At 71.2% G+C, this 18,933-nt stretch carries 17 protein-coding genes and 1 pseudogene; 13 read left to right on the top strand and 5 right to left on the bottom strand.

What is annotated here, in order from left to right; all coding sequences use genetic code 11:
- Window positions 1-76: 76 nt before the first annotated feature.
- The 4 genes from AC07AW_RS00660 (at window position 77) to mutM (ending at window position 2,831) form a co-directional block, all read left to right on the top strand.
- Complete coding sequence (locus AC07AW_RS00660) at window positions 77-739, top strand: YceD family protein (protein WP_478814358.1); 663 nt, start codon at window positions 77-79, stop codon at window positions 737-739.
- Window positions 740-741: 2 nt separating this feature from the next.
- Window positions 742-915: a 50S ribosomal protein L32 gene (rpmF, locus tag AC07AW_RS00655; protein WP_015036448.1), complete on the top strand. Its 174-nt coding sequence runs from the start codon at window positions 742-744 to the stop codon at window positions 913-915.
- Window positions 916-934: 19 nt separating this feature from the next.
- The gene (gene rnc, locus AC07AW_RS00650) at window positions 935-1,729 is read left to right on the top strand and encodes a ribonuclease III (RefSeq protein ID WP_362647671.1); all 795 of its coding nucleotides are present in this window, start codon (window positions 935-937) and stop codon (window positions 1,727-1,729) included.
- 241 nt (window positions 1,730-1,970) lie between these two features.
- Window positions 1,971-2,831, top strand: coding sequence for a bifunctional DNA-formamidopyrimidine glycosylase/DNA-(apurinic or apyrimidinic site) lyase (gene mutM, locus AC07AW_RS00645; RefSeq protein WP_478813372.1), 861 nt, complete (start codon window positions 1,971-1,973; stop codon window positions 2,829-2,831).
- On the opposite strand, the gene AC07AW_RS00640 is transcribed toward mutM, so the two are convergent.
- Window positions 2,821-3,207, bottom strand: a complete 387-nt coding sequence (locus AC07AW_RS00640) for a winged helix-turn-helix transcriptional regulator (protein WP_478813371.1) — start codon at window positions 3,205-3,207, stop codon at window positions 2,821-2,823. The two genes, mutM and AC07AW_RS00640, sit on opposite strands and share 11 nt — an antisense overlap.
- Before the next feature lie 123 nt (window positions 3,208-3,330).
- Between AC07AW_RS00640 and AC07AW_RS00635 the strand changes: the two genes are divergently transcribed.
- A complete protein-coding gene (locus tag AC07AW_RS00635; protein WP_478813370.1) occupies window positions 3,331-3,915 on the top strand; it encodes a flavodoxin family protein in 585 nt (194 codons plus the stop codon).
- Window positions 3,916-3,981: 66 nt separating this feature from the next.
- Here AC07AW_RS00635 and AC07AW_RS00630 read toward each other — a convergent pair whose 3' ends face one another.
- The gene (locus tag AC07AW_RS00630; protein ID WP_478813369.1) at window positions 3,982-4,884 is read right to left on the bottom strand and encodes a CAP domain-containing protein; all 903 of its coding nucleotides are present in this window, start codon (window positions 4,882-4,884) and stop codon (window positions 3,982-3,984) included.
- Window positions 4,885-5,087: 203 nt separating this feature from the next.
- Between AC07AW_RS00630 and AC07AW_RS00625 the strand changes: the two genes are divergently transcribed.
- The 4 genes from AC07AW_RS00625 (at window position 5,088) to AC07AW_RS00610 (ending at window position 11,353) form a co-directional block, all read left to right on the top strand.
- Window positions 5,088-5,369, top strand: a complete 282-nt coding sequence (locus tag AC07AW_RS00625; RefSeq protein WP_392156874.1) for an acylphosphatase — start codon at window positions 5,088-5,090, stop codon at window positions 5,367-5,369.
- Window positions 5,370-5,757: 388 nt separating this feature from the next.
- Entirely contained in the window at window positions 5,758-5,976 is a 219-nt protein-coding gene (locus tag AC07AW_RS00620; RefSeq protein ID WP_030690660.1) for a hypothetical protein, read from the top strand.
- Between the two features lie 231 nt (window positions 5,977-6,207).
- Window positions 6,208-9,738 (top strand): chromosome segregation protein SMC, encoded by a 3,531-nt coding sequence (gene smc / locus AC07AW_RS00615; protein WP_478813368.1) that lies wholly within the window; start codon window positions 6,208-6,210, stop codon window positions 9,736-9,738.
- Window positions 9,739-9,919: 181 nt separating this feature from the next.
- Entirely contained in the window at window positions 9,920-11,353 is a 1,434-nt protein-coding gene (locus AC07AW_RS00610) for a sugar porter family MFS transporter (protein WP_478813367.1), read from the top strand.
- Between the two features lie 170 nt (window positions 11,354-11,523).
- On the opposite strand, the gene AC07AW_RS00605 is transcribed toward AC07AW_RS00610, so the two are convergent.
- Window positions 11,524-12,495, bottom strand: a complete 972-nt coding sequence (locus AC07AW_RS00605) for an LLM class flavin-dependent oxidoreductase (RefSeq protein ID WP_478814357.1) — start codon at window positions 12,493-12,495, stop codon at window positions 11,524-11,526.
- Between the two features lie 126 nt (window positions 12,496-12,621).
- Window positions 12,622-12,903: pseudogene (locus tag AC07AW_RS00600) on the bottom strand (cytosine permease); the annotation flags it as partial.
- Between the two features lie 156 nt (window positions 12,904-13,059).
- Here AC07AW_RS00600 and ftsY point away from each other — a divergent pair.
- The gene (gene ftsY / locus AC07AW_RS00595) at window positions 13,060-14,280 is read left to right on the top strand and encodes a signal recognition particle-docking protein FtsY (protein WP_478813366.1); all 1,221 of its coding nucleotides are present in this window, start codon (window positions 13,060-13,062) and stop codon (window positions 14,278-14,280) included.
- Window positions 14,281-14,340: 60 nt separating this feature from the next.
- Here the strand turns inward: ftsY and AC07AW_RS00590 are convergent, their stop codons facing one another.
- Window positions 14,341-14,994: a bifunctional DNA primase/polymerase gene (locus AC07AW_RS00590; protein WP_478813365.1), complete on the bottom strand. Its 654-nt coding sequence runs from the start codon at window positions 14,992-14,994 to the stop codon at window positions 14,341-14,343.
- Window positions 14,995-15,419: 425 nt separating this feature from the next.
- Between AC07AW_RS00590 and nsdA the strand changes: the two genes are divergently transcribed.
- The 3 genes from nsdA to AC07AW_RS00575 all read left to right on the top strand — a co-directional run bounded on the left by nsdA (window position 15,420) and on the right by AC07AW_RS00575 (window position 18,919).
- Complete coding sequence (gene nsdA, locus AC07AW_RS00585) at window positions 15,420-16,895, top strand: transcriptional repressor NsdA (RefSeq protein ID WP_478813364.1); 1,476 nt, start codon at window positions 15,420-15,422, stop codon at window positions 16,893-16,895.
- Between the two features lie 342 nt (window positions 16,896-17,237).
- Window positions 17,238-18,584, top strand: coding sequence for an ammonium transporter (locus tag AC07AW_RS00580; protein WP_478813363.1), 1,347 nt, complete (start codon window positions 17,238-17,240; stop codon window positions 18,582-18,584).
- Entirely contained in the window at window positions 18,581-18,919 is a 339-nt protein-coding gene (locus AC07AW_RS00575; RefSeq protein ID WP_015036464.1) for a P-II family nitrogen regulator, read from the top strand. The genes AC07AW_RS00580 and AC07AW_RS00575 overlap by 4 nt, the downstream gene beginning before the upstream one ends.
- Window positions 18,920-18,933 lie beyond the last annotated feature (14 nt).

The raw sequence follows: 18,933 nt of genomic DNA, 5'->3' as shown, positions 1-18,933 counted from the left end.
CTATGTCCGCGATCCTTGCTGCCCACGTCTGGCAGCCCCCTCTACGCCGCAGAACGATCCGAAAGCAGGAAGAGCCCTGAGTACGCGCCTCGACCACCGCAATCCCCTCGTGTTCGACACACACGAGCTGGGGCGGCGTCCTGGTGCCCTGCAGCGGCTCTCGCGTTCGGTCGAGGCGCCCGGTGGCTCCGCTGCGCTCGGCGTCGAAGGAGTCATCGGAGTGCCCCAGGGCTCCCCGGTGGAAATCGATCTCCGTCTTGAGTCGGTCATGGAAGGGGTGCTTGTCACAGGCACCGCCCGTGCATCGGCCGAGGGGGAGTGCGTAAGGTGTCTGGAGCCCGTCGAGCTGGAGCTCGACGTGGACTTCCAGGAGATGTTCTCGTACCCCGACTCCGACGACCGGGGCCGCTCCAAGGCGGCCGCGGACGACGAAGCCGAGGACGACGAGGACATGATCCCCCTCGAGGACGGCATGTTCGACCTCGAACCCGTGCTGCGTGATGCGGTGGTGCTCGCACTGCCGATGCAGCCGGTGTGCCGGGAGGACTGTGCGGGGCTGTGTTCCGAGTGCGGAACCAACCTGAACGAGAACCCGGACCACCACCATGATGCCGTCGACATCCGTTGGGCGGCACTGCAGGGACTCGCCGGTTCGCTGGGAACCGATGAGAAGGACAACATGAGCGGCAAAGCCTCTGACGGGGACGTCCGAAGCGCCGCCGAGAAGCAGGAGAAGTAGCCGTGGCTGTTCCGAAGCGGAAGATGTCGCGCAGCAACACGCGCCACCGCCGGTCGCAGTGGAAGGCTGCGGTCCCCACCCTGGTTTCGTGTGAGCGTTGCCAGGAGCCGAAGCTGCAGCACATCGCGTGCCCGAGCTGCGGCACCTACAACAAGCGCCAGGTCCTCTCGGTCTGAGTGGCTGGTGAGAGGCACGATGTCTGAGAACATCAGCGCAGCCTCGTCCCACACGCTTCTGGAAGGGCGGCTCGGGTATCAGCTCGAGTCCGCCCTTCTGGTGCGTGCGCTGACCCACCGCTCGTACGCGTACGAGAACGGCGGTCTGCCCACCAACGAGCGTCTGGAGTTCCTCGGGGACTCCGTGCTCGGCCTGGTGGTCACGGACACGCTGTACCGCACCCACCCCGATCTGCCGGAAGGCCAGCTGGCCAAACTGCGGGCCGCGGTGGTCAACTCGCGTGCACTGGCGGAGGTCGGCCGCGGCCTCGAACTCGGCTCCTTCATCCGGCTCGGCCGGGGCGAAGAGGGCACGGGCGGCCGGGACAAGGCGTCCATCCTTGCCGACACCCTTGAAGCGGTGATCGGCGCGGTCTATCTCGACCAGGGTCTCGAAGCGGCGTCCGAGCTGGTGCACCGGCTCTTCGACCCGCTGATCGAGAAGTCCTCGAACCTCGGTGCCGGCCTGGACTGGAAGACCAGTCTCCAGGAGCTCACCGCGGCCGAGGGGCTGGGTGTGCCGGAGTACCTCGTCTCCGAAGAGGGTCCGGACCACGAGAAGACCTTTACTGCTGCCGCCCGCGTCGGTGGTGTCTCGTACGGCACCGGCACCGGCCGCAGCAAGAAGGAAGCGGAACAGCAGGCGGCAGAGTCCGCGTGGCGCGCGATCCGCGCGGCCGCGGACGAGCGCGCGGCGGCGGCGAAGGCCGCGGCCGACGCCGGCACGGGAGAGGTCGCCGACCCCTCTCCGACCGCCGGCCGGGCATCGGCCTGACGCCCGGCCCGCTTCCCCAGCTCCACGAGAACCCCGCACCGGACTTCCGGGCGGGGTTCTCGCCTTCTTCTGGGCCGGTAGGGTGAAAGCGCTGGTACCTGTGCGTCGTGCGTCACGTCGTCATGCGCCCTGTCCGTCATGCGCCCCGTGCGTCATGCGCCCCGTGCGTCATGCGCCCCGTGCGTCATGGCCCAGTCCGTCATGCGTCCCGTCCGTCATGCGTTCCGTCCGGAGGAGTCCCGTGCCCGAGCTGCCCGAGGTCGAGGTCGTACGGCGCGGTCTGGAGCGCTGGGTCGCCGGACGCACCGTGACCGAGGTCGAGGTGCTGCACCCGAGGGCCGTGCGGCGCCATCCGGCGGGCGGAGAGGACTTCGCGGCCCGGCTGAAGGGGCAGCGCTTCGAGGTGGCGAGGCGGCGCGGAAAGTACCTGTGGCTGCCGCTGGCGGAGACCGGGACCTCCGTCCTGGGCCACCTCGGCATGAGCGGTCAGCTCCTCGTCCAGCCGGAGGGCTCCCCGGACGAGAAGCACCTCCGCATCCGCATCCGCTTCGACGATTCCGCCGGCACCGAGCTCCGCTTCGTCGACCAGCGCACCTTCGGCGGCCTCTCGCTCCACGACCAGACCCCGGACGGGCTCCCGGACGTCATCGCGCACATCGCCCGCGACCCGCTGGACCCCGAGTTCGACGACGCCGCCTTCCAGAGCGCGCTGCGGCTGCGCCGGACCACCGTCAAGCGGGCGCTGCTCGACCAGTCGCTGATCAGCGGCGTCGGGAACATCTACGCCGACGAGGCGCTCTGGCGGTCCAAGCTGCACTACGACCGGCCGACGGCCACCCTGACCCGGCCGCGCTCGGCCGAGCTGCTCGGCCATGTCCGGGACGTGATGAACGCGGCGCTCGACGCGGGCGGCACCAGCTTCGACAGCCTGTACGTGAACGTCAACGGCGAGTCCGGCTACTTCGACCGCTCCCTGGACGCGTACGGACGCGAGGACGAGCCCTGCCACCGCTGCGGTACGCCGATGCGGCGACGGGCGTGGATGAACCGGTCCAGCTACTTCTGCCCGCGCTGCCAGCGCCCGCCGCGCGCTACGGCGTGACGGCCCCGGCGCGCTCGGAGTCGTAACTCTCGCGCGCCGCGATCACCTGGTCCATCCGGCCCTCGACGAGCTCGATCAGACCCATGAGCCGCTCGGCGACCTCGCGGCCGAGCGGGGTGAGCCGGTAGTCGACCCGCGGCGGGTTCGTGGGCTGCGCCTCGCGGTGGACGAGCCCGTCGCGCTCCAGGGCGTGCAGGGTCTGCGACAGCATCTTCTCGCTCACGCCGTCGACCCGGCGCCGCAGCTCGTTGAAGCGGAACGTCCCTCCGTGCAGCGCACCCAGGGTCAGGCTGCCCCAGCGGCCCGTCACGTGCTCCAGCGTGCCGCGCGAGGGGCAGGCGCGCGCGAACACGTCGTAGGCGAGGTCGTCAGTCATGCCCCCACCGTACTCGGACGCAGCGCTTACTGCCATGCGTGCGCTAACCATCTGCTTGCGCTTTCTAAAAGTTAGTGCTCTACTTCTGGTCATCACCCCGAACGCCTCTTCGAGGAGCCTTTTGTGACCACCCCCGTCGTCTCCATCGCCTACCACTCCGGCTTCGGCCACACCGCGGTCCTGGCCGAGGCCGTCCGTGACGGCGCCGCCGACGCGGGCGCCACCGTCCACCTGGTCAAGGTCGACGAGATCACCGACGCCGACTGGGAGCTGCTCGACGCCTCCGACGCGATCGTCTTCGGCTCCCCGACCTACATGGGCACCGCCTCCGGCGCCTTCCACCAGTTCGCCGAGGCCACCTCGAAGCGCTGGTTCACCGACGCCTGGCTGGACAAGCTCGCCGCCGGCTTCACCAACTCCGGCTCCAAGAGCGGCGACAAGGGACACACCTTGCAGTTCTTCCAGACCCTCGCCGGCCAGCACGGCATGACCTGGGTCAACCTCGGCCTGAAGCCCGGCTGGAACACCAGCGAGGCCTCCGAGAACGACCTCAACCGCCTCGGCTTCTTCTCCGGCGCCGGCGCCCAGACCCACAACGACCTCGGCCCGGAGGGCGTCCACAAGGCCGACGTCGCCACCGCCGAACACCTCGGCCGCCGCGTCGCCCTGACGGCCCGCACCTTCGCGGCCGGCAAGGCCGCCGCCTGACCCCCACGCACACACGAAAGGGCCCCGTCACCTCCACGGTGACGGGGCCCTTTCGTGTCCGGCGGCTCAGTAGCCGAAGTCCTGGGTCCACCAGGGGCCGCCGTCGCCGAAGACGACGCCTACGCCCAGGGTGGTGAAGTCGCAGTTCAGGATGTTGGCGCGGTGGCCGTCGCTGTTCATCCAGGACGCCATCACCGCCGCCGCGTCCACCTGGCCGCGCGCGATGTTCTCGCCGCCCATGCCTGTGACGCCCGCCTGCTCCGCCCGGGCCCACGGTGTGTCGCCGTCCGGGTCCGTGTGGTCGAAGAAGCCGCGGGCCGCCATGTCCGCGCTGAACGCGCCGGCGAGGGACGCGAGCTTCGCGTCCGCGCGGACCGGGGTGCAGCCCACCTTGGCGCGTTCGGCGTTGACCAGGCGCAGGACCTCGGCCTCGGCGGCGTCGCCCCGGTCGGCGGTGGAGGTGACCGTGGTCTTCTGGGTCGGTGCCGCCGTGGTCGGGGCCGGCCTCGGCGCGGGCGCCTTCGTCGTGGGCGCGGCCGAGACCTTGGTCGGTGTGGGCTTCGCCGTGGGCGTCTTCGTCTGTGTCTTCGTCGGGGTCGGCGTCGGCTTCGGGCTCGGCTTCCTGGACGGGGTCGCCGAGGGCGAGGGAGCGGTGCGGGCCTTGTCGGCGCTCGCCTCCGTGCCCGTATCGGTCGGAGTCTGCGTGGCTCCGCCCTGCGTCGTCAGCTCCGGGGCCTGCCGGGTCTGGACCTGGCGCTCGCTCGTGCCGGCGCTGCCGACGGTGAACGTGTCCCCGCCGGGGAGCAGCCCCGTGGCGACGGCGACGGCGCCGACCGCGACCGCCGCGGAGGCGCCGAGCAGGCCGGTGCGCACCGGCCGACGGCGGCCGGCACCCCGGTGCGGGCGGCCCGAACCGGCCGCGTAATCTTCTGCGGCGGGTGCGGCGCCGGAGCGACGGTGGCGTCCCATCTGCTCTGCCTTCCTCTGCTGGTGTTCGCGGATCTTCGCCGGATTCTTTGCGGCGCTTTGCTGATCTTTGCTGTCGGTACCGTTCCGGATCGACAGTCGAACGGCGCGCCCCCGAACGGGTGAGGCGTGTTCGGTCGGGACTGTACGCCATGAGAAGCAGGGGCGATGTGCTCATCTGGCAATCCGCCCGTTAGCGTGCAGCCATGAGCGACGACGTACGGATGACCGCCTGGGTGCGCGGCCGGGTACAGGGAGTGGGCTTCCGCTGGTTCACCAGGGCAAACGCCTTGGAGATCGGCGGCCTGGTGGGCTTCGCCCTGAACCTCGACGACGGCAGGGTGCAGGTCGTGGCCGAGGGGCCGCGTGAGAATTGCCACCGTCTGCTCGACTGGCTCCAGTCCGACGACACACCCGGACGTGTGGACGGTGTCACTGAGATCTGGGACACCCCGCGCGGCGGCTACGACAGCTTCGCCATCCGCTGACGATCACGCTCCGAAACCCCGCCCGGTGACCGAGAGCGGCACCGGGCGGACGCGCGGTAACAGGGGTGTGACCAGCGAACCGCCTGATGGTTGCCAAGTCGCGCCGGTCGTGCAAGGCTGCCCGGTAAGGATGATCGCGACGCCCCCGAGGCACCGAGTTCGAAGGCCCCGCCGCCCCCTGAGCGGCCGTGGACTCCTCGGTAGCCCTTCAAACGGGCGTGATCGTGTTGACCGTCAAACTTTTTGGTGAGACGCTGGAATCCCCGCGCACCTTAGCTGTTTGGCAGTGGAACCGGCACGACAAGCAGTACTGCCGAGCACCGCGGGTGCGAATCCCTCACGACCCACACCGCTTCGGTCGGTCACTCATTGTGGAGGACCATCCATCATGGCAAAGGCGCTTCTCGGTTACGTCGGCGGCTCCGACCCGCGACTCCTCGCCGAGATGCGACGGCTTCAGCAGCGTGTCCAGGACCTCGAATCCGAGCTGGTACGGATCCAGTCCGAGAACGACACGCTCGCCGCTGCCGCCGCTCAGCACCAGGGAGAGTCGCTGCTGAACAGCATCGACCTCGACGTACCCCAGGCAGAGCCTGCGCTCACCTGACAACCCAGCCCCCAGGGGCCAGGTGGAAAGCATTCTCGTCGGCGCAGCCGGACACCCACACAGCTGATCGTGCGGAACGACGCACGTGCACGACGGCTGGACCTGCAAGGGGCGCCTCGGCGTCCCTTCTCTCTTTCACCCGCTGTTTCCCCCGCGTCCACCCCTCCTCATCCGAGGATCTGCCCCACGCGATCGCGGGCGAAACGCACGTGCCCCGGTAGAGTCCCCGGGGTGCACCTCAAGGCCCTGACCCTCCGCGGATTCAAGTCGTTCGCCTCGGCCACCACGCTGCGGTTCGAACCGGGAATCACGTGTGTGGTGGGCCCGAACGGTTCGGGCAAGTCCAATGTGGTGGACGCCCTGTCCTGGGTCATGGGCGAGCAGGGCGCCAAGTCGCTGCGCGGCGGCAAGATGGAGGACGTCATCTTCGCCGGCACGACCGGGCGCCCTCCGCTCGGCCGCGCCGAGGTCTCGCTGACCATCGACAACTCCGACGGCGCGCTGCCCATCGACTACGCCGAGGTCACCCTCACCCGGATCATGTTCCGCGGCGGAAGCAGCGAGTACCAGATCAACGGCGACACCTGCCGGCTGCTCGACTTCCAGGACCTGCTCTCGGACTCCGGCATCGGCCGCGAGATGCACGTGATCGTCGGGCAGGGACAGCTCGACTCCGTGCTGCACGCCGACCCGATGGGCCGCCGCGCCTTCATCGAGGAGGCCGCCGGCGTCCTCAAGCACCGCAAGCGCAAGGAGAAGGCGCTGCGGAAGCTCGACGCGATGCAGGCGAACCTCGCGCGCGTGCAGGACCTCACCGACGAACTCCGCCGTCAGCTCAAGCCACTGGGCCGGCAGGCCGCCGTCGCCCGCCGCGCCGTCGTCATCCAGGCCGACCTGCGCGACGCCCGGCTCCGCCTCCTCGCCGACGACCTCGTCCGCCTCCAGGAGGCGCTGACGGCCGAGGTCGCCGACGAGGCGGCCCTGCTCGCCCGCAAGGAGGCCACCGAGGCCGAGCTGCGCGCCGCCCTCGGCAAGGAGGCCGAGCTCGAAGCGGAGGCCCGCACCCTCGTGCCCCGCCTGGAGCGCGCACAGCAGAACTGGTACGCCCTCTCCCAGCTCGCCGAACGCGTCCGCGGCACCGTCTCCCTGGCCGACGCGCGCGTGAAGAGCGCCACCACCGCACCCGCCGAGGAACGGCGCGGGCGCGACCCGGAGGACCTGGAGCGGGAGGCCGCCCGCGTCCGCGAACAGGAGGCCGAGCTCGAAGCCGCCCTGGAGGCCGCCGAGCGCGCCCTGGAGGACACCGTCGCCCACCGGTCCGACCTGGAGCGGACCCTCGCGGCCGAGGAGCGCCGCCTCAAGGACCTGGCCCGCGCCATCGCCGACCGCCGCGAGGGCCTCGCCCGGCTCCACGGCCAGGTCAACGCGGCCCGCTCGCGCGCCGCCTCCGCCCAGGCCGAGATCGACCGGCTCGGCGCCGCCCGAGACGAGGCCGCGGAGCGCGCGGCCGCCGCCCAGGAGGAGTACGAGCAGCTCAAGGCCGAGGTCGACGGCCTCGACGCGGAGGACACCGAGCAGAGCGAGCGGTACGAGGCCGCCCGCCGCGAACTCGTCGACGCCGAGGCCGCGCTGAGCGCCGCCCGCGAGGCCGCCGCCACCGCCGAACGCCGCCGCGCCGCCACCCGGGCCCGGCACGACACCCTCGCCCTCGGGCTCCGCCGCAAAGACGGCACCGGCGCCCTGCTCTCCGCGGGGCTCACCGGACTCCTCGGCCCGGCGGCCGAACTCCTCACCGTCACCCCGGGATACGAGATCCCCGTCGCCGCCGCCCTCGGCGCGGCCGCCGACGCGCTCGCCGCCGAAGGACCCTCCGCCGCCGCCGAAGCCCTGCGCCTGCTGCGCAAGCAGGACGCGGGCCGGGCCACCCTGATCCTGGCCGGAGCCCCCGAGCCGCGGCCCGCGCTGCCGGCCGAAGGACCCCCGTACGCCGCAGAGATGGTCCGCGGGCCCGCCGAACTCCTGCCCGCCGTCCGTCGGTTGCTCGCCGGGATCGTGGTCGTCGGCGACCTCGACGAGGCAGCCGAACTCGTCAGGGCCCGGCCCGAGCTGACCGCCGTCACCGCCGAAGGCGACCTGCTCGGGGCGCACTTCGCGCAAGGAGGCTCGGCCGCCGCGCCCAGCCTCCTCGAAGTCCAGGCCTCGGTCGCCGAAGCCGCCGTCGAGCTCGACGAACTGGCCGTGCGGTGCGAGGAGTTCGCCGCCGCACAGGCCGAGGCCGACGAGCGGCGCCGTACCGCCGCGTCCCTCGTCGAGGAGCTCGACACCCGCCGCCGCGCCGGCGAGCGCGAGCGGTCCGCCGTCGCCCAGCGGCTCGGCAGGCTCGCCGGCCAGGCCAGGGGAGCGGCCGGGGAGGCCGAGCGGACCGCGGCCGCCGCCGCCCGCGCCCAGGAGGCCCTGGAGAAGGCCACCGACGAAGCCGAGGAACTCGCCGAACGGCTCCTCGTGGCCGAGGAGACGCCAGCCGAGGACGAGCCCGACACCTCCCTGCGCGACCGGCTCGCGATCGACGGTTCCAACGCGCGCCAGACCGAGATGGAGGCGCGGCTCCAGGTCCGTACCCACGAGGAGCGGGTCAAGGGCCTCGCCGGACGGGCCGACTCGCTCGACCGGGCCGCCCGCGCCGAACGGGAGGCACGCGCGCGTGCCGAGCAGCGCCGGGCCCGGCTGCGCCACGAGGAGCGCGTCGCGGGCGCGGTCGCCGCCGGTGCCCGCGCCCTCCTGGCCCATGTCGAGGTCTCCCTGGTCCGCGCCGAGCGGGAGCGGGTGGTGGCCGAGGCGGCGAGGGCCGACCGGGAGCAGGGTCTGACGGCCGCCCGGGCCCGGGGCCGGGACCTCAAGGCCGAGCTCGACAAGCTGACCGACTCGGTGCACCGGGGCGAGGTGCTCGGCGCCGAGAAGCGGCTGCGGATCGAGCAGTTGGAGGCGAAGGCCCTGGAGGAGTTCGGCGTGGAGGGGACCGCCCTGGTCGCCGAGTACGGCCCGGACCAGCCCGTGCCCCCGTCGCCGACCGCGGAGGGGGACCCGGAGGCCTCGGACATCGGGCCGCGGCCGTTCGTCCGTTCGGAGCAGGAGAAGCGGCTGAAGGCCGCCGAACGGGCGTACCACCAGCTCGGCAAGGTCAATCCGCTGGCCCTGGAGGAGTTCGCTGCCCTGGAGGAGCGGCACCGCTTCCTCTCGGAGCAGCTGGAGGACCTGAAGAAGACCCGTACGGACCTGCTTCAGGTCGTGAAGGAGGTCGACCTGCGCGTCGAGCAGGTCTTCACCGAGGCGTACCGCGACACCGCCCGCGAGTTCGAGGGCGTCTTCTCGCGGCTCTTCCCGGGCGGCGAGGGCCGGCTGGTCCTCACCGACCCGGACAACATGCTCACCACCGGCGTCGAGGTGGAGGCCCGCCCGCCGGGCAAGAAGGTCAAGCGCCTCTCGCTGCTGTCCGGCGGGGAGCGCTCGCTGACCGCCGTGGCACTGCTCGTCTCGATCTTCAAGGCCAGGCCCAGCCCGTTCTACGTGATGGACGAGGTCGAGGCGGCGCTCGACGACACCAACCTCCAGCGGCTGATCCGGATCATGCGGGAGCTCCAGGAGTCCTCGCAGCTGATCGTGATCACGCACCAGAAGCGGACGATGGAGGTCGCGGACGCGCTGTACGGCGTGTCCATGCAGGGCGACGGCGTCTCGAAGGTGATCAGCCAGCGGCTCCGCTGAAAGCTCTGTGTTCAACATATGAACTCAAGCGACCTCTTCATGCTCATAAAGTCACACGACATCGGCTATTGACTTCGAAACTTGAAGGCATAGTCTCTGCAACGTTGCTTTTACCTTCACGTGGTGGGCGGCGTGAAGTTGTGCGCCACTGGAAGGGCTTGCCCCCCACCGAGGAGTCCATGTGACCAGCACCGCGCAGGCGCCCACGCCGCCGCCTTCCGAAGGCCGAGCCGCTCACCCGGACCACCTCGGCCACGTCATCTTCATCACGGCCTCCGCCGCGATGGGCGGCTTCCTCTTCGGCTACGACAGCTCCGTCATCAACGGCGCCGTCGAGGCGATCCGCGACCGCTACGACATCGGCTCCGGCACCCTCGCCCAGGTCATCGCCATCGCCCTGATCGGCTGCGCCATCGGCGCCGCCACCGCGGGGCGGATCGCCGACCGCATCGGCCGCATCCGCTGCATGCAGATCTCCGCGGTGCTCTTCGCCGTCAGCGCCGTCGGCTCCGCGCTGCCCTTCGCCCTCTGGGACCTCGCCCTCTGGCGGATCATCGGCGGCTTCGCCATCGGCATGGCCTCCGTCATCGGCCCCGCCTACATCGCCGAGGTCGCCCCCGCCGCCTACCGCGGCCGCCTCGGCTCCTTCCAGCAGGCCGCGATCGTCATCGGCATCGCCATCTCCCAGCTGGTCAACTACGGCATCCTCCAGCTCGCCGACGGCGACCAGCGCGGTGAGATCGCCGGCATCGAGGCCTGGCAGTGGATGCTCGGCGTGATGGTCGTCCCCGCGCTCCTCTACGGCATGCTGTCCTTCGCGATCCCCGAGTCCCCCCGCTTCCTCATCTCCGTCGGGAAGACCGACCGGGCCAAGGAGGTCCTCGCCGAGGTCGAGGGCCACGGCGTCGACCTCGACCACCGCGTCGCCGAGATCGACGCGGCCATGCGCAGCGAGCACAAGTCCACCTTCAAGGACCTGCTCGTCGCCGGCAGCAGGTCCAGGCTCCTGCCCATCGTCTGGGTCGGCATCGGACTCTCGGTCTTCCAGCAGCTCGTCGGCATCAACGTCGCCTTCTACTACTCCGCGACCCTCTGGCAGTCCGTCGGCATCGACCCGTCCAGCTCGTTCTTCTACTCGTTCACCACGTCGATCATCAACATCATCGGCACCGTGATCGCGATGGTCCTGGTGGACCGGGTCGGCCGCAAGCCGCTCGCCCTCGTCGGCTCCGTCGGCATGGCCATCGCCCTCGCCTTCGAGGCCTGGGCCTTCTCCGCCGACCTCGTCGACGGCAAGCTCCCCGAGACCCAGGGCGTGGTGGCCCTCGTCGCCGCCCACGTCTTCGTGCTCTTCTTCGCCCTCTCCTGGGGCGTGGTGGTCTGGGTCTTCCTCGGCGAGATGTTCCCCAACCGCATCCGCGCCGCCGCCCTCGGCGTCGCCGCCTTCGCCCAGTGGATCGCCAACTGGGCTATCACCGCCAGCTTCCCGTCCCTCGCGGACTGGAACCTCTCCGGCACCTACGTGATCTACATGATCTTCGCCGTGCTCTCGATCCCCTTCGTGCTCAGGTACGTCAAGGAGACGAAGGGCAAGGCGTTGGAGGAGATGGGCTAAACCCCGCTGCCCCTCTCCTCACGACGACTGCCCCGGCCGAGGCCTCACGCCTCCGGCCGGGGCAGTACTCGTTTCACGCGGTGAGCCGCGGGAGGACCCCGTCGCTCACGCCGTCAGCCGCGGGAGGCCCCCGTGGCTCATGCCGTTAGCCCGTGGGAAGACCCCGTCGCTCACGCCGTGAGCCGCGGCAGTACCCCGTCACAGAACAGCCGCAGGCTCCGCCACCCCTCCTCGACCGGCATCCCTCCGCACAGCGGATGCAGGACGAGGCTCTCCAGACCGAGCGCCAGGCACTCCTCCGGAGTGACCACCCGGTACACCCCCTCCGCCCGCAGCTCCGCCACCGTCGTCGCCGCCGACCGCACCGCCGAGCGGATGTCCTTCGACTGCCAGGAGGCGTACGTCCGCGCCTCGTGCAGGAAGTGCTCCCCGTACTCCGCCCACGCCCGGTCCGGGTCCTCCGACAGGTGCAGCAGCGGGGTCTCCTTCGCCGGCATCATCGTCCAGCCCTCCGTGCCGTACTCCGCGCACCGCTCCCGGTAGTACGTCTCCAGTTCCGGAAGGTGCGCGCTCGGGAAGAACGGCAGCCCGAGCCGGGCCGCCCGCCGCGCCGCCGCCCGCGAGGACCCGCCGACCAGGAGCAGCGGATGCGGCCGGGTGAACGGCCGCGGGGTGACCCGTACCGTACGGCCCTGATACGTGAACGGCTCCCCCTTCCAGGCCGTGAGGAGGGTCTCCAGGAGCAGGTCCTGGAGCTTGCCCCGCCGCCCCCAGTCGACCCCGCGCTCCTCGTACTCCTCCGGCCGGTAGCCGATCCCCGCCACCGTCACCAGACGGCCCCCGCTCAGCAGGTCCAGGACCGCGATGTCCTCGGCCAGGCGCAGCGGATCGTGCAGCGGGCCGATGATCGCCGAGACCGTGACCGCGATCCTGCGCGTCGCGCCGAAGACCGCGCCCGCGAAGGCGAAGGGGGAGGGCAGCCAGTTGTTCTCGACCCCGTGGTGCTCCTCGGTCTGCACGGTGTCGACGCCGTGCTCGTCGGCGTACGCGGCCATGGCGAGCGCGGCCCGGTAGCGCTCCGAGAGGGAGTCCGGGGTCGCACGGGGATCGACGAGGTTGAACCGTACGACGCTGAACGGCATGGGAAAGTCCCCCTTCGCAGGTGCGCGGAAGGGGGACAGTAGCTGACGGAGCGTCAGATGGAAACGGTCTCGCGGACCTCGGCGACAGGTTCCGCCGCCTTCCCGGGAGTGCGCGGCAGCACGCGTACAGCACGCCCGCGACACCACGATTCCGGCGCCGTCGATCGTCGAGCCGACCATCGCCCGCGACGAGGCCGTACGGGGCAGGTAGCGCGTGAAGTCCGGGCCCGAGGGCACCCGGCTGATGCCGCCGGCCGCGATCGTGCCGATGCCCGCGACCATCATCGCCGTGGAACCGGCCGGCTTGTCGACCGGCGCGGCGATCGCCGCCGTCAGTCGCGCTTCACCGCGCAAAGGGTGCGTCAACCCACGGAATGGGCTGACGCACCCTCTGGGCGCGCCTCGCACGCCTGAACCGGTCCGATACTGGACGGGTTGTGACTCCGCCCCGAGAGGCTTCCCGTCGGCACACGGCCGAACGGCGGGCCGGGCCGGCCCGCGGGGGCGTGCCTCCTAGGAGGAACGAGGGGACTCGGGTGAGGTCACGCCATACTGGAAGGCGTTATGGAACTCATCCTTGCTGTAGTCATCGCTCTGGTCGTCGCGGTCGCCGTGACAAGCGGGCTCGTGATCAGCGGTCGCAAGAAGAAGCAGCTGCCGCCGGCCGAGCCGCCGTCCACCACGCCGACCATCACCGCTCCGCCCGCCGAACCGCACGTCGGCGACGAGGCGGAGACGCTGCGGGAAGAACCACGCCGCACCGTCGAGGAGGTCGAGCTCCCCACCGCCGAGGTCCCCGAGGCCCCGGTCGCGGTCGAGGAGCCCCTCGTCGAGGAGCCCGCAGCTCCCGAGATCGAGGTGCCCGAGCCCACCGCCGGCCGCCTCGTGCGGCTCCGCGCCCGGCTCGCCCGCTCCCAGAACTCGCTCGGCAAGGGGCTGCTCACGCTCCTGTCCCGCGAGCACCTCGACGAGGACACCTGGGAGGAGATCGAGGAGACCCTCCTCACGGCCGACGTCGGCGTCGCGCCCACCCAGGAGCTCGTCGACCGGCTGCGCGAGCGCGTCAGGGTGCTCGGCACCCGCACCCCCGACGAGCTGCGCGGACTGCTCCGCGAGGAGCTCGTCGCCCTCCTCGGCGACTTCGACCGCTCGGTGAAGACCGAGAGCCCCGAGGACACCCCGGGCGTGGTCATGGTCGTCGGCGTCAACGGCACCGGCAAGACCACCACCACCGGCAAGCTCGCCCGTGTCCTGGTCGCCGACGGCAAGTCCGTCGTCCTCGGCGCCGCCGACACCTTCCGCGCCGCCGCCGCCGACCAGCTCCAGACCTGGGGCGAGCGCGTCGGCGCCCGGACCGTGCGCGGACCGGAGGGCGGCGACCCGGCGTCGATCGCCTTCGACGCGGTCAAGGAGGGCATCGCCGAGAAGGCCGATGTCGTCCTCATCGACACCGCCGGCCGGCTCCACACCAAGACCGGCCTCATGGACGAGCTCGGCAAGGTCAAGCGCGTCGTCGAGAAGCACGGCCCGCTCGACGAGATCCTCCTCGTCCTCGACGCCACCACCGGCCAGAACGGCCTGATCCAGGCCCGCGTCTTCGCCGAGGTCGTCGACATCACCGGCATCGTGCTGACCAAGCTCGACGGCACCGCCAAGGGCGGCATCGTCGTCGCCGTCCAGCGCGATCTGGGCGTCCCGGTCAAGCTGGTCGGCCTCGGCGAGGGCCCGGACGACCTGGCGCCCTTCGAGCCGGGCGCCTTCGTCGACGCCCTGATCGGCGACTGACACCTCGTACGGCATACGGAAGGGCCCCCGCCGACTCCTGGCGGGGGCCCTTCCGCGTCCTCAGAAGTGCGTCCGGTGGCAGATGTACGCCAGCGTCCCGAGCAGCAGCCGGGCCTGCGGGGGCGCGCCCGCCGTGTCCAGCGTCGGGGGCCGCAGCCAGCGGACCGGCCCGCGCCCGCCCAGGTCCGACGGGGGAGCGGTGATGTGGGAGCCGGGGCCCAGACAGTGCAGGTCCAGATCGGCGTCGTCCCAGCCCATCCGGTACAGCAGCTGCGGCAGCTGGGCCGCCGCGCCCGGGGCCACGAAGAACCGCGCCCGGCCGGTCGGGGTGGCGCACACCGGGCCGAGGGGAAGCCCCATGCGCTCCAGGCGCACCAGCGCCCGCCGGCCCGCGGCCTCGGCGACCTCGATCACGTCGAAGGCGCGGCCGACCGGGAGGAGCAGCGCCGCGCCCGGGTACTCGGACCAGGCCTTCACGGCGTCGTCGAGGCCGGCGCCCGCGGGGACCGGTTCCGCGAAGGAGAGGGGGTGCGCGCCGGGCGCCGCGCAGGCCGGATCGCCGCAGGAGCACTGGCCGGAGACGGCCCGCGCGCCGGGGACGACGTCCCAGCCCCAAAGTCCCGTGTACTCGGCCACCGCTGTGCACTCCGTGGTGCGTACGCGGCGGCGTGCGCCGGACCGCATCTCACGAATGCCGCCGATCGTGAAACCCATGCCCCCTCCAACGGGTCGAGCGCGCCGGTGGTTACGACCCGGAGCACCGCCGTCACCCTTCGTCGCGGTCCGTCGCCGAGTGTGGCGCACGGTAGTGAGAGGGGTGGTGCGGACCGGGACACGCGCCTCTCCGCGCTTCCGTCCGCCGACTCCGGTTCGTCGCATGTCAAGTGAATCGCGTTCCACGCGTGGCGAGTTCATTCGAAGGGGTGGCGAATGGTGGCGTTTCTTGAATCGCCCTCGTGGAGGGGTGATCGTAGGATTACTTTCGGTACTCGAAGCTCGGGATCGCTTGCACGCGTGGGTATGCCGGTGGCAACCCGGTTTCCAGTTCGAAGGAGTGTGAACGTCGGACGGGTGCCGCGAGAGACGGCATTCTGATAGGGGTTCGTACGACAGGTCATCAGGTGGATGGGGGCGTTCCAGTGAGCGGCAACGGCGCAGACGGTACGACTGCCGGCAAGCGCCCGAACGAGCAGCTGGGCTCGTGGTTCGTGCGCAGCGGCTGGTCGAAGGGCGAACTGGCACGCCAGGTCAACCGCAGGGCGCGCCAGATGGGCGCGCACCACATCTCCACGGACACCTCCCGCGTGCGCCGCTGGCTCGACGGCGAGCAGCCCCGCGAGCCGATCCCGCGGATCCTCTCCGAGCTCTTCTCCGAGCGCTTCGGCTCTGTCGTCGCCATCGAGGACCTCGGGCTGCGCAGCGCCCACCAGTCGCCCTCCGTCTCCGGCGTCGACCTGCCCTGGGCGGGACCGCAGACGGTCGCCCTGCTCAGCGAGTTCTCCCGCAGCGACCTCATGCTCGCCCGCCGGGGCTTCCTCGGCTCCTCCCTGCAGCTCGCCGCGGGACCCGCCCTCATCGAACCGATGCAGCGCTGGCTCGTCCCCACCCCGGCCGGCGACATCGAGCGCCCCGAGCCGATCGTCGACGCCCGCCGCCCCAACCGGCTCTCCGAGATCGAGCTCGACCTCCTGGAGTCCACCACCGCCATGTTCCGCAAGTGGGACGCCCAGTGCGGCGGCGGACTGCGCCGCAAGGCCGTCGTCGGCCAGCTCCACGAGGTCACCGACCTCCTCCAGGAGTCCCAGCCCGCCGCCACCGCCAAGCGCCTCTTCACCTGCGCCGCCGAACTCGCCGAGCTCGCCGGCTGGATGAGCTACGACGTCGGTCTCCAGCCCACCGCCCAGAAGTACTTCGTGCTCGCCCTGCACGCCGCCAAGGAGGCCGGCGACAAGCCGCTCGGCTCGTACATCCTGTCCTCGATGAGCCGCCAGATGATCCACCTCGGACGGCCCGACGACGCCCTCGAACTCATCCACCTCGCCCAGTACGGCAGTCGGGACTGCGCCACCGCCCGCACCCAGGCCATGCTGTATGCGATGGAGGCCCGCGCCTACGCCAACATGGGGCAGCCCTCCAAGTGCAAGCGGGCCGTCCGGATGGCCGAGGACACCTTCGCCGACGTCGGCCTCGACGGCGAGCCCGAGCCCGACTGGATCGGCTTCTTCTCCGAGGCCGAGCTCAACGGCGAGAACTCCCACTCCTACCGCGACCTCGCCTACGTCGCCGGCCGCTCCCCGACCTACGCCTCGCTGGCCGAGCCCGTCATGGAGCGGGCCGTCGAGCTCTTCGAGAAGGACCCCGACCACCAGCGGTCCTACGCGCTCAATCTGATCGGCATGGCCACCGTCCACCTCCTCAAGCGTGAGCCCGAGCAGTCCGTGGTCCTCGCCGAGAAGGCCCTCGGGGTCGCCCGCAGCATCCGCTCCGAGCGGGTCAACACCCGGCTCCGCAAGACCGTCGACCACGCCGCCCGCAACTACAGCGACGTCGCCGAGGTCGTCCAGCTCACCGACCGGCTCACCCAGCTCCTGCCCGAGGCCGCCGAAGCGGTCTGACCCCCCCGGGGCCCCAGGCCCCGACCCCCCGGCCCCGCTCCGGGGGCCCGCACAGACCCCGGCCGCGCCGGACGTCCCGTAAAGCCCGACTCGGCTCCCCCGCCGCAAGGTCACACGGACGCCCGGCGCGGCCGGTTCGTTTCCCCGGGCGTCGCCCGGGACCGACACGGCCGTTCACGGTCACGTAACACGCCCCACCCCTTCGTCACTGCGCCGAAACATCGAGCGGCATCGGCGGAAACCGCGCTGCGCGAATCTCTGGCCCATAACCGGCCACCCCTCAAGGCCGGACGCTCCCCGGCCCCGCCCCGCACGGCCGCATTCGACGACGAGGAGACGCCGATGGCACCAGCCATCACGACCCTGGCCGCAGACGCCCCCGAGCTGTCTGCCGCCAACACCGGGTTCATGCTCATCTGCTCCGCCCTGGTCATGCTGATGACCCCGGCGCTCGCCTTCTTCTACGGAGGCATGGTCCGCGTCAAGTCCACCCTCAACATGCTGATGATGAGCTTCATCAGCCTCGGGATCGTCACGATCCTCTGGGTGCTCTTCGGCTTCAGCCTCGCCTTCGGCACCGACTCCGGCTCGATCATCGGCTGGACCTCCGACTACGTCGGCCTCAGCGGCATCGGCATCACCGAACTCTGGGACGGCTACACCATCCCGGTGTACGTCTTCGCCGTCTTCCAGCTGATGTTCGCGATCATCACCCCCGCGCTCATCAGCGGCGCCCTCGCCGACCGCGTCAAGTTCACCGCCTGGGCCCTCTTCATCACCCTCTGGGTCACGATCGTCTACTTCCCCGTCGCCCACTGGGTCTGGGGCGCGGGCGGCTGGCTCTTCGAGATGGGCGTCATCGACTTCGCCGGCGGCACCGCCGTCCACATCAACGCCGGTGCCGCGGCCCTCGGCGTCATCCTCGTCATCGGGAAGCGCGTCGGCTTCAAGAAGGACCCGATGCGCCCGCACAGCCTCCCGCTGGTCATGCTCGGCGCCGGTCTCCTCTGGTTCGGCTGGTTCGGCTTCAACGCCGGCTCCTGGCTCGGCAACGACGACGGCGTCGGCGCCGTGATGTTCGTCAACACCCAGGTCGCCACCGCCGCCGCCATGCTCGCCTGGCTCGCGTACGAGAAGCTCCGCCACGGCTCCTTCACCACCCTCGGCGCCGCCTCCGGCGCGGTCGCCGGCCTCGTCGCCATCACCCCCTCCGGCGGCTCCTGCTCCCCGCTCGGCGCCATCGCGATCGGCGCCATCGCCGGCCTGGCCTGCGCCATGGCCGTCGGCCTCAAGTACAAGTTCGGCTACGACGACTCCCTCGACGTCGTCGGCGTCCACCTCGTCGGCGGTGTCCTCGGCTCCCTCCTCGTCGGCCTCTTCGCCACCGGCGGCGTCCAGTCCGACGCCAAGGGCCTCTTCTACGGCGGCGGCCTGGAGCAGCTCGGCAAGCAGGCCGTCGGCGTCTTCGCGGTCCTCGCCTACTCTCTGATCGCCTCCGCGGTCCTCGCCCTGATCATCGACAAGACGATGGGGATGCGGGTCAGCGAGGACGACGAGGTCTCCGGCATCGACCAGGTCGAGCACGCCGAGACCGCGTACGACTTCAGCGGAGCCGGCGGCGGCAGCACGGGACGCAGCACCTCCGTGGCCACGCCCGTCCCGAGCGAGAACAAGAAGGTGGACGCATGAAGCTCATCACAGCGGTCGTGAAGCCGCACCGGCTCGACGAGATCAAGGAGGCCCTCCAGGCGTTCGGCGTGCACGGCCTCACCGTCACCGAGGCCAGCGGCTACGGCCGCCAGCGCGGCCACACCGAGGTCTACCGGGGCGCCGAGTACACCGTCGACCTCGTCCCCAAGATCCGCATCGAGGTCCTCGTCGAGGACGAGGACGCCGAACAGCTCATCGACGTCGTCGTGAAGGCCGCCCGAACCGGCAAGATCGGAGACGGCAAGGTGTGGAGCGTGCCGGTCGAGACCGCCGTACGGGTCCGCACCGGCGAGCGCGGTCCGGACGCACTGTAAGCACACGAAGGAGC

The organism is Streptomyces sp. NPDC044003 (genome assembly GCF_056435185.1).
This window is presented reverse-complemented; position numbering and strand designations above follow the sequence as displayed.

Bases quoted from the DNA above. Each gene is read 5' to 3' on its own strand.
- AC07AW_RS00630 (WP_478813369.1), bottom strand. From the start codon at position 4,884: ATGGGACGCCACCGTCGCTCCGGCGCCGCACCCGCCGCAGAAGATTAC.
- AC07AW_RS00590 (WP_478813365.1), bottom strand. From the start codon at position 14,994: ATGGGTTTCACGATCGGCGGCATTCGTGAGATGCGGTCCGGCGCACGC.
- ftsY (WP_478813366.1), top strand. From the start codon at position 13,060: ATGGAACTCATCCTTGCTGTAGTCATCGCTCTGGTCGTCGCGGTCGCC.
- rnc (WP_362647671.1), top strand. From the start codon at position 935: ATGTCTGAGAACATCAGCGCAGCCTCGTCCCACACGCTTCTGGAAGGG.
- AC07AW_RS00620 (WP_030690660.1), top strand. From the start codon at position 5,758: ATGGCAAAGGCGCTTCTCGGTTACGTCGGCGGCTCCGACCCGCGACTC.
- AC07AW_RS00605 (WP_478814357.1), bottom strand. From the start codon at position 12,495: ATGCCGTTCAGCGTCGTACGGTTCAACCTCGTCGATCCCCGTGCGACC.
- AC07AW_RS00575 (WP_015036464.1), top strand. From the start codon at position 18,581: ATGAAGCTCATCACAGCGGTCGTGAAGCCGCACCGGCTCGACGAGATC.
- AC07AW_RS00625 (WP_392156874.1), top strand. From the start codon at position 5,088: ATGAGCGACGACGTACGGATGACCGCCTGGGTGCGCGGCCGGGTACAG.
- AC07AW_RS00580 (WP_478813363.1), top strand. From the start codon at position 17,238: ATGGCACCAGCCATCACGACCCTGGCCGCAGACGCCCCCGAGCTGTCT.
- AC07AW_RS00640 (WP_478813371.1), bottom strand. From the start codon at position 3,207: ATGACTGACGACCTCGCCTACGACGTGTTCGCGCGCGCCTGCCCCTCG.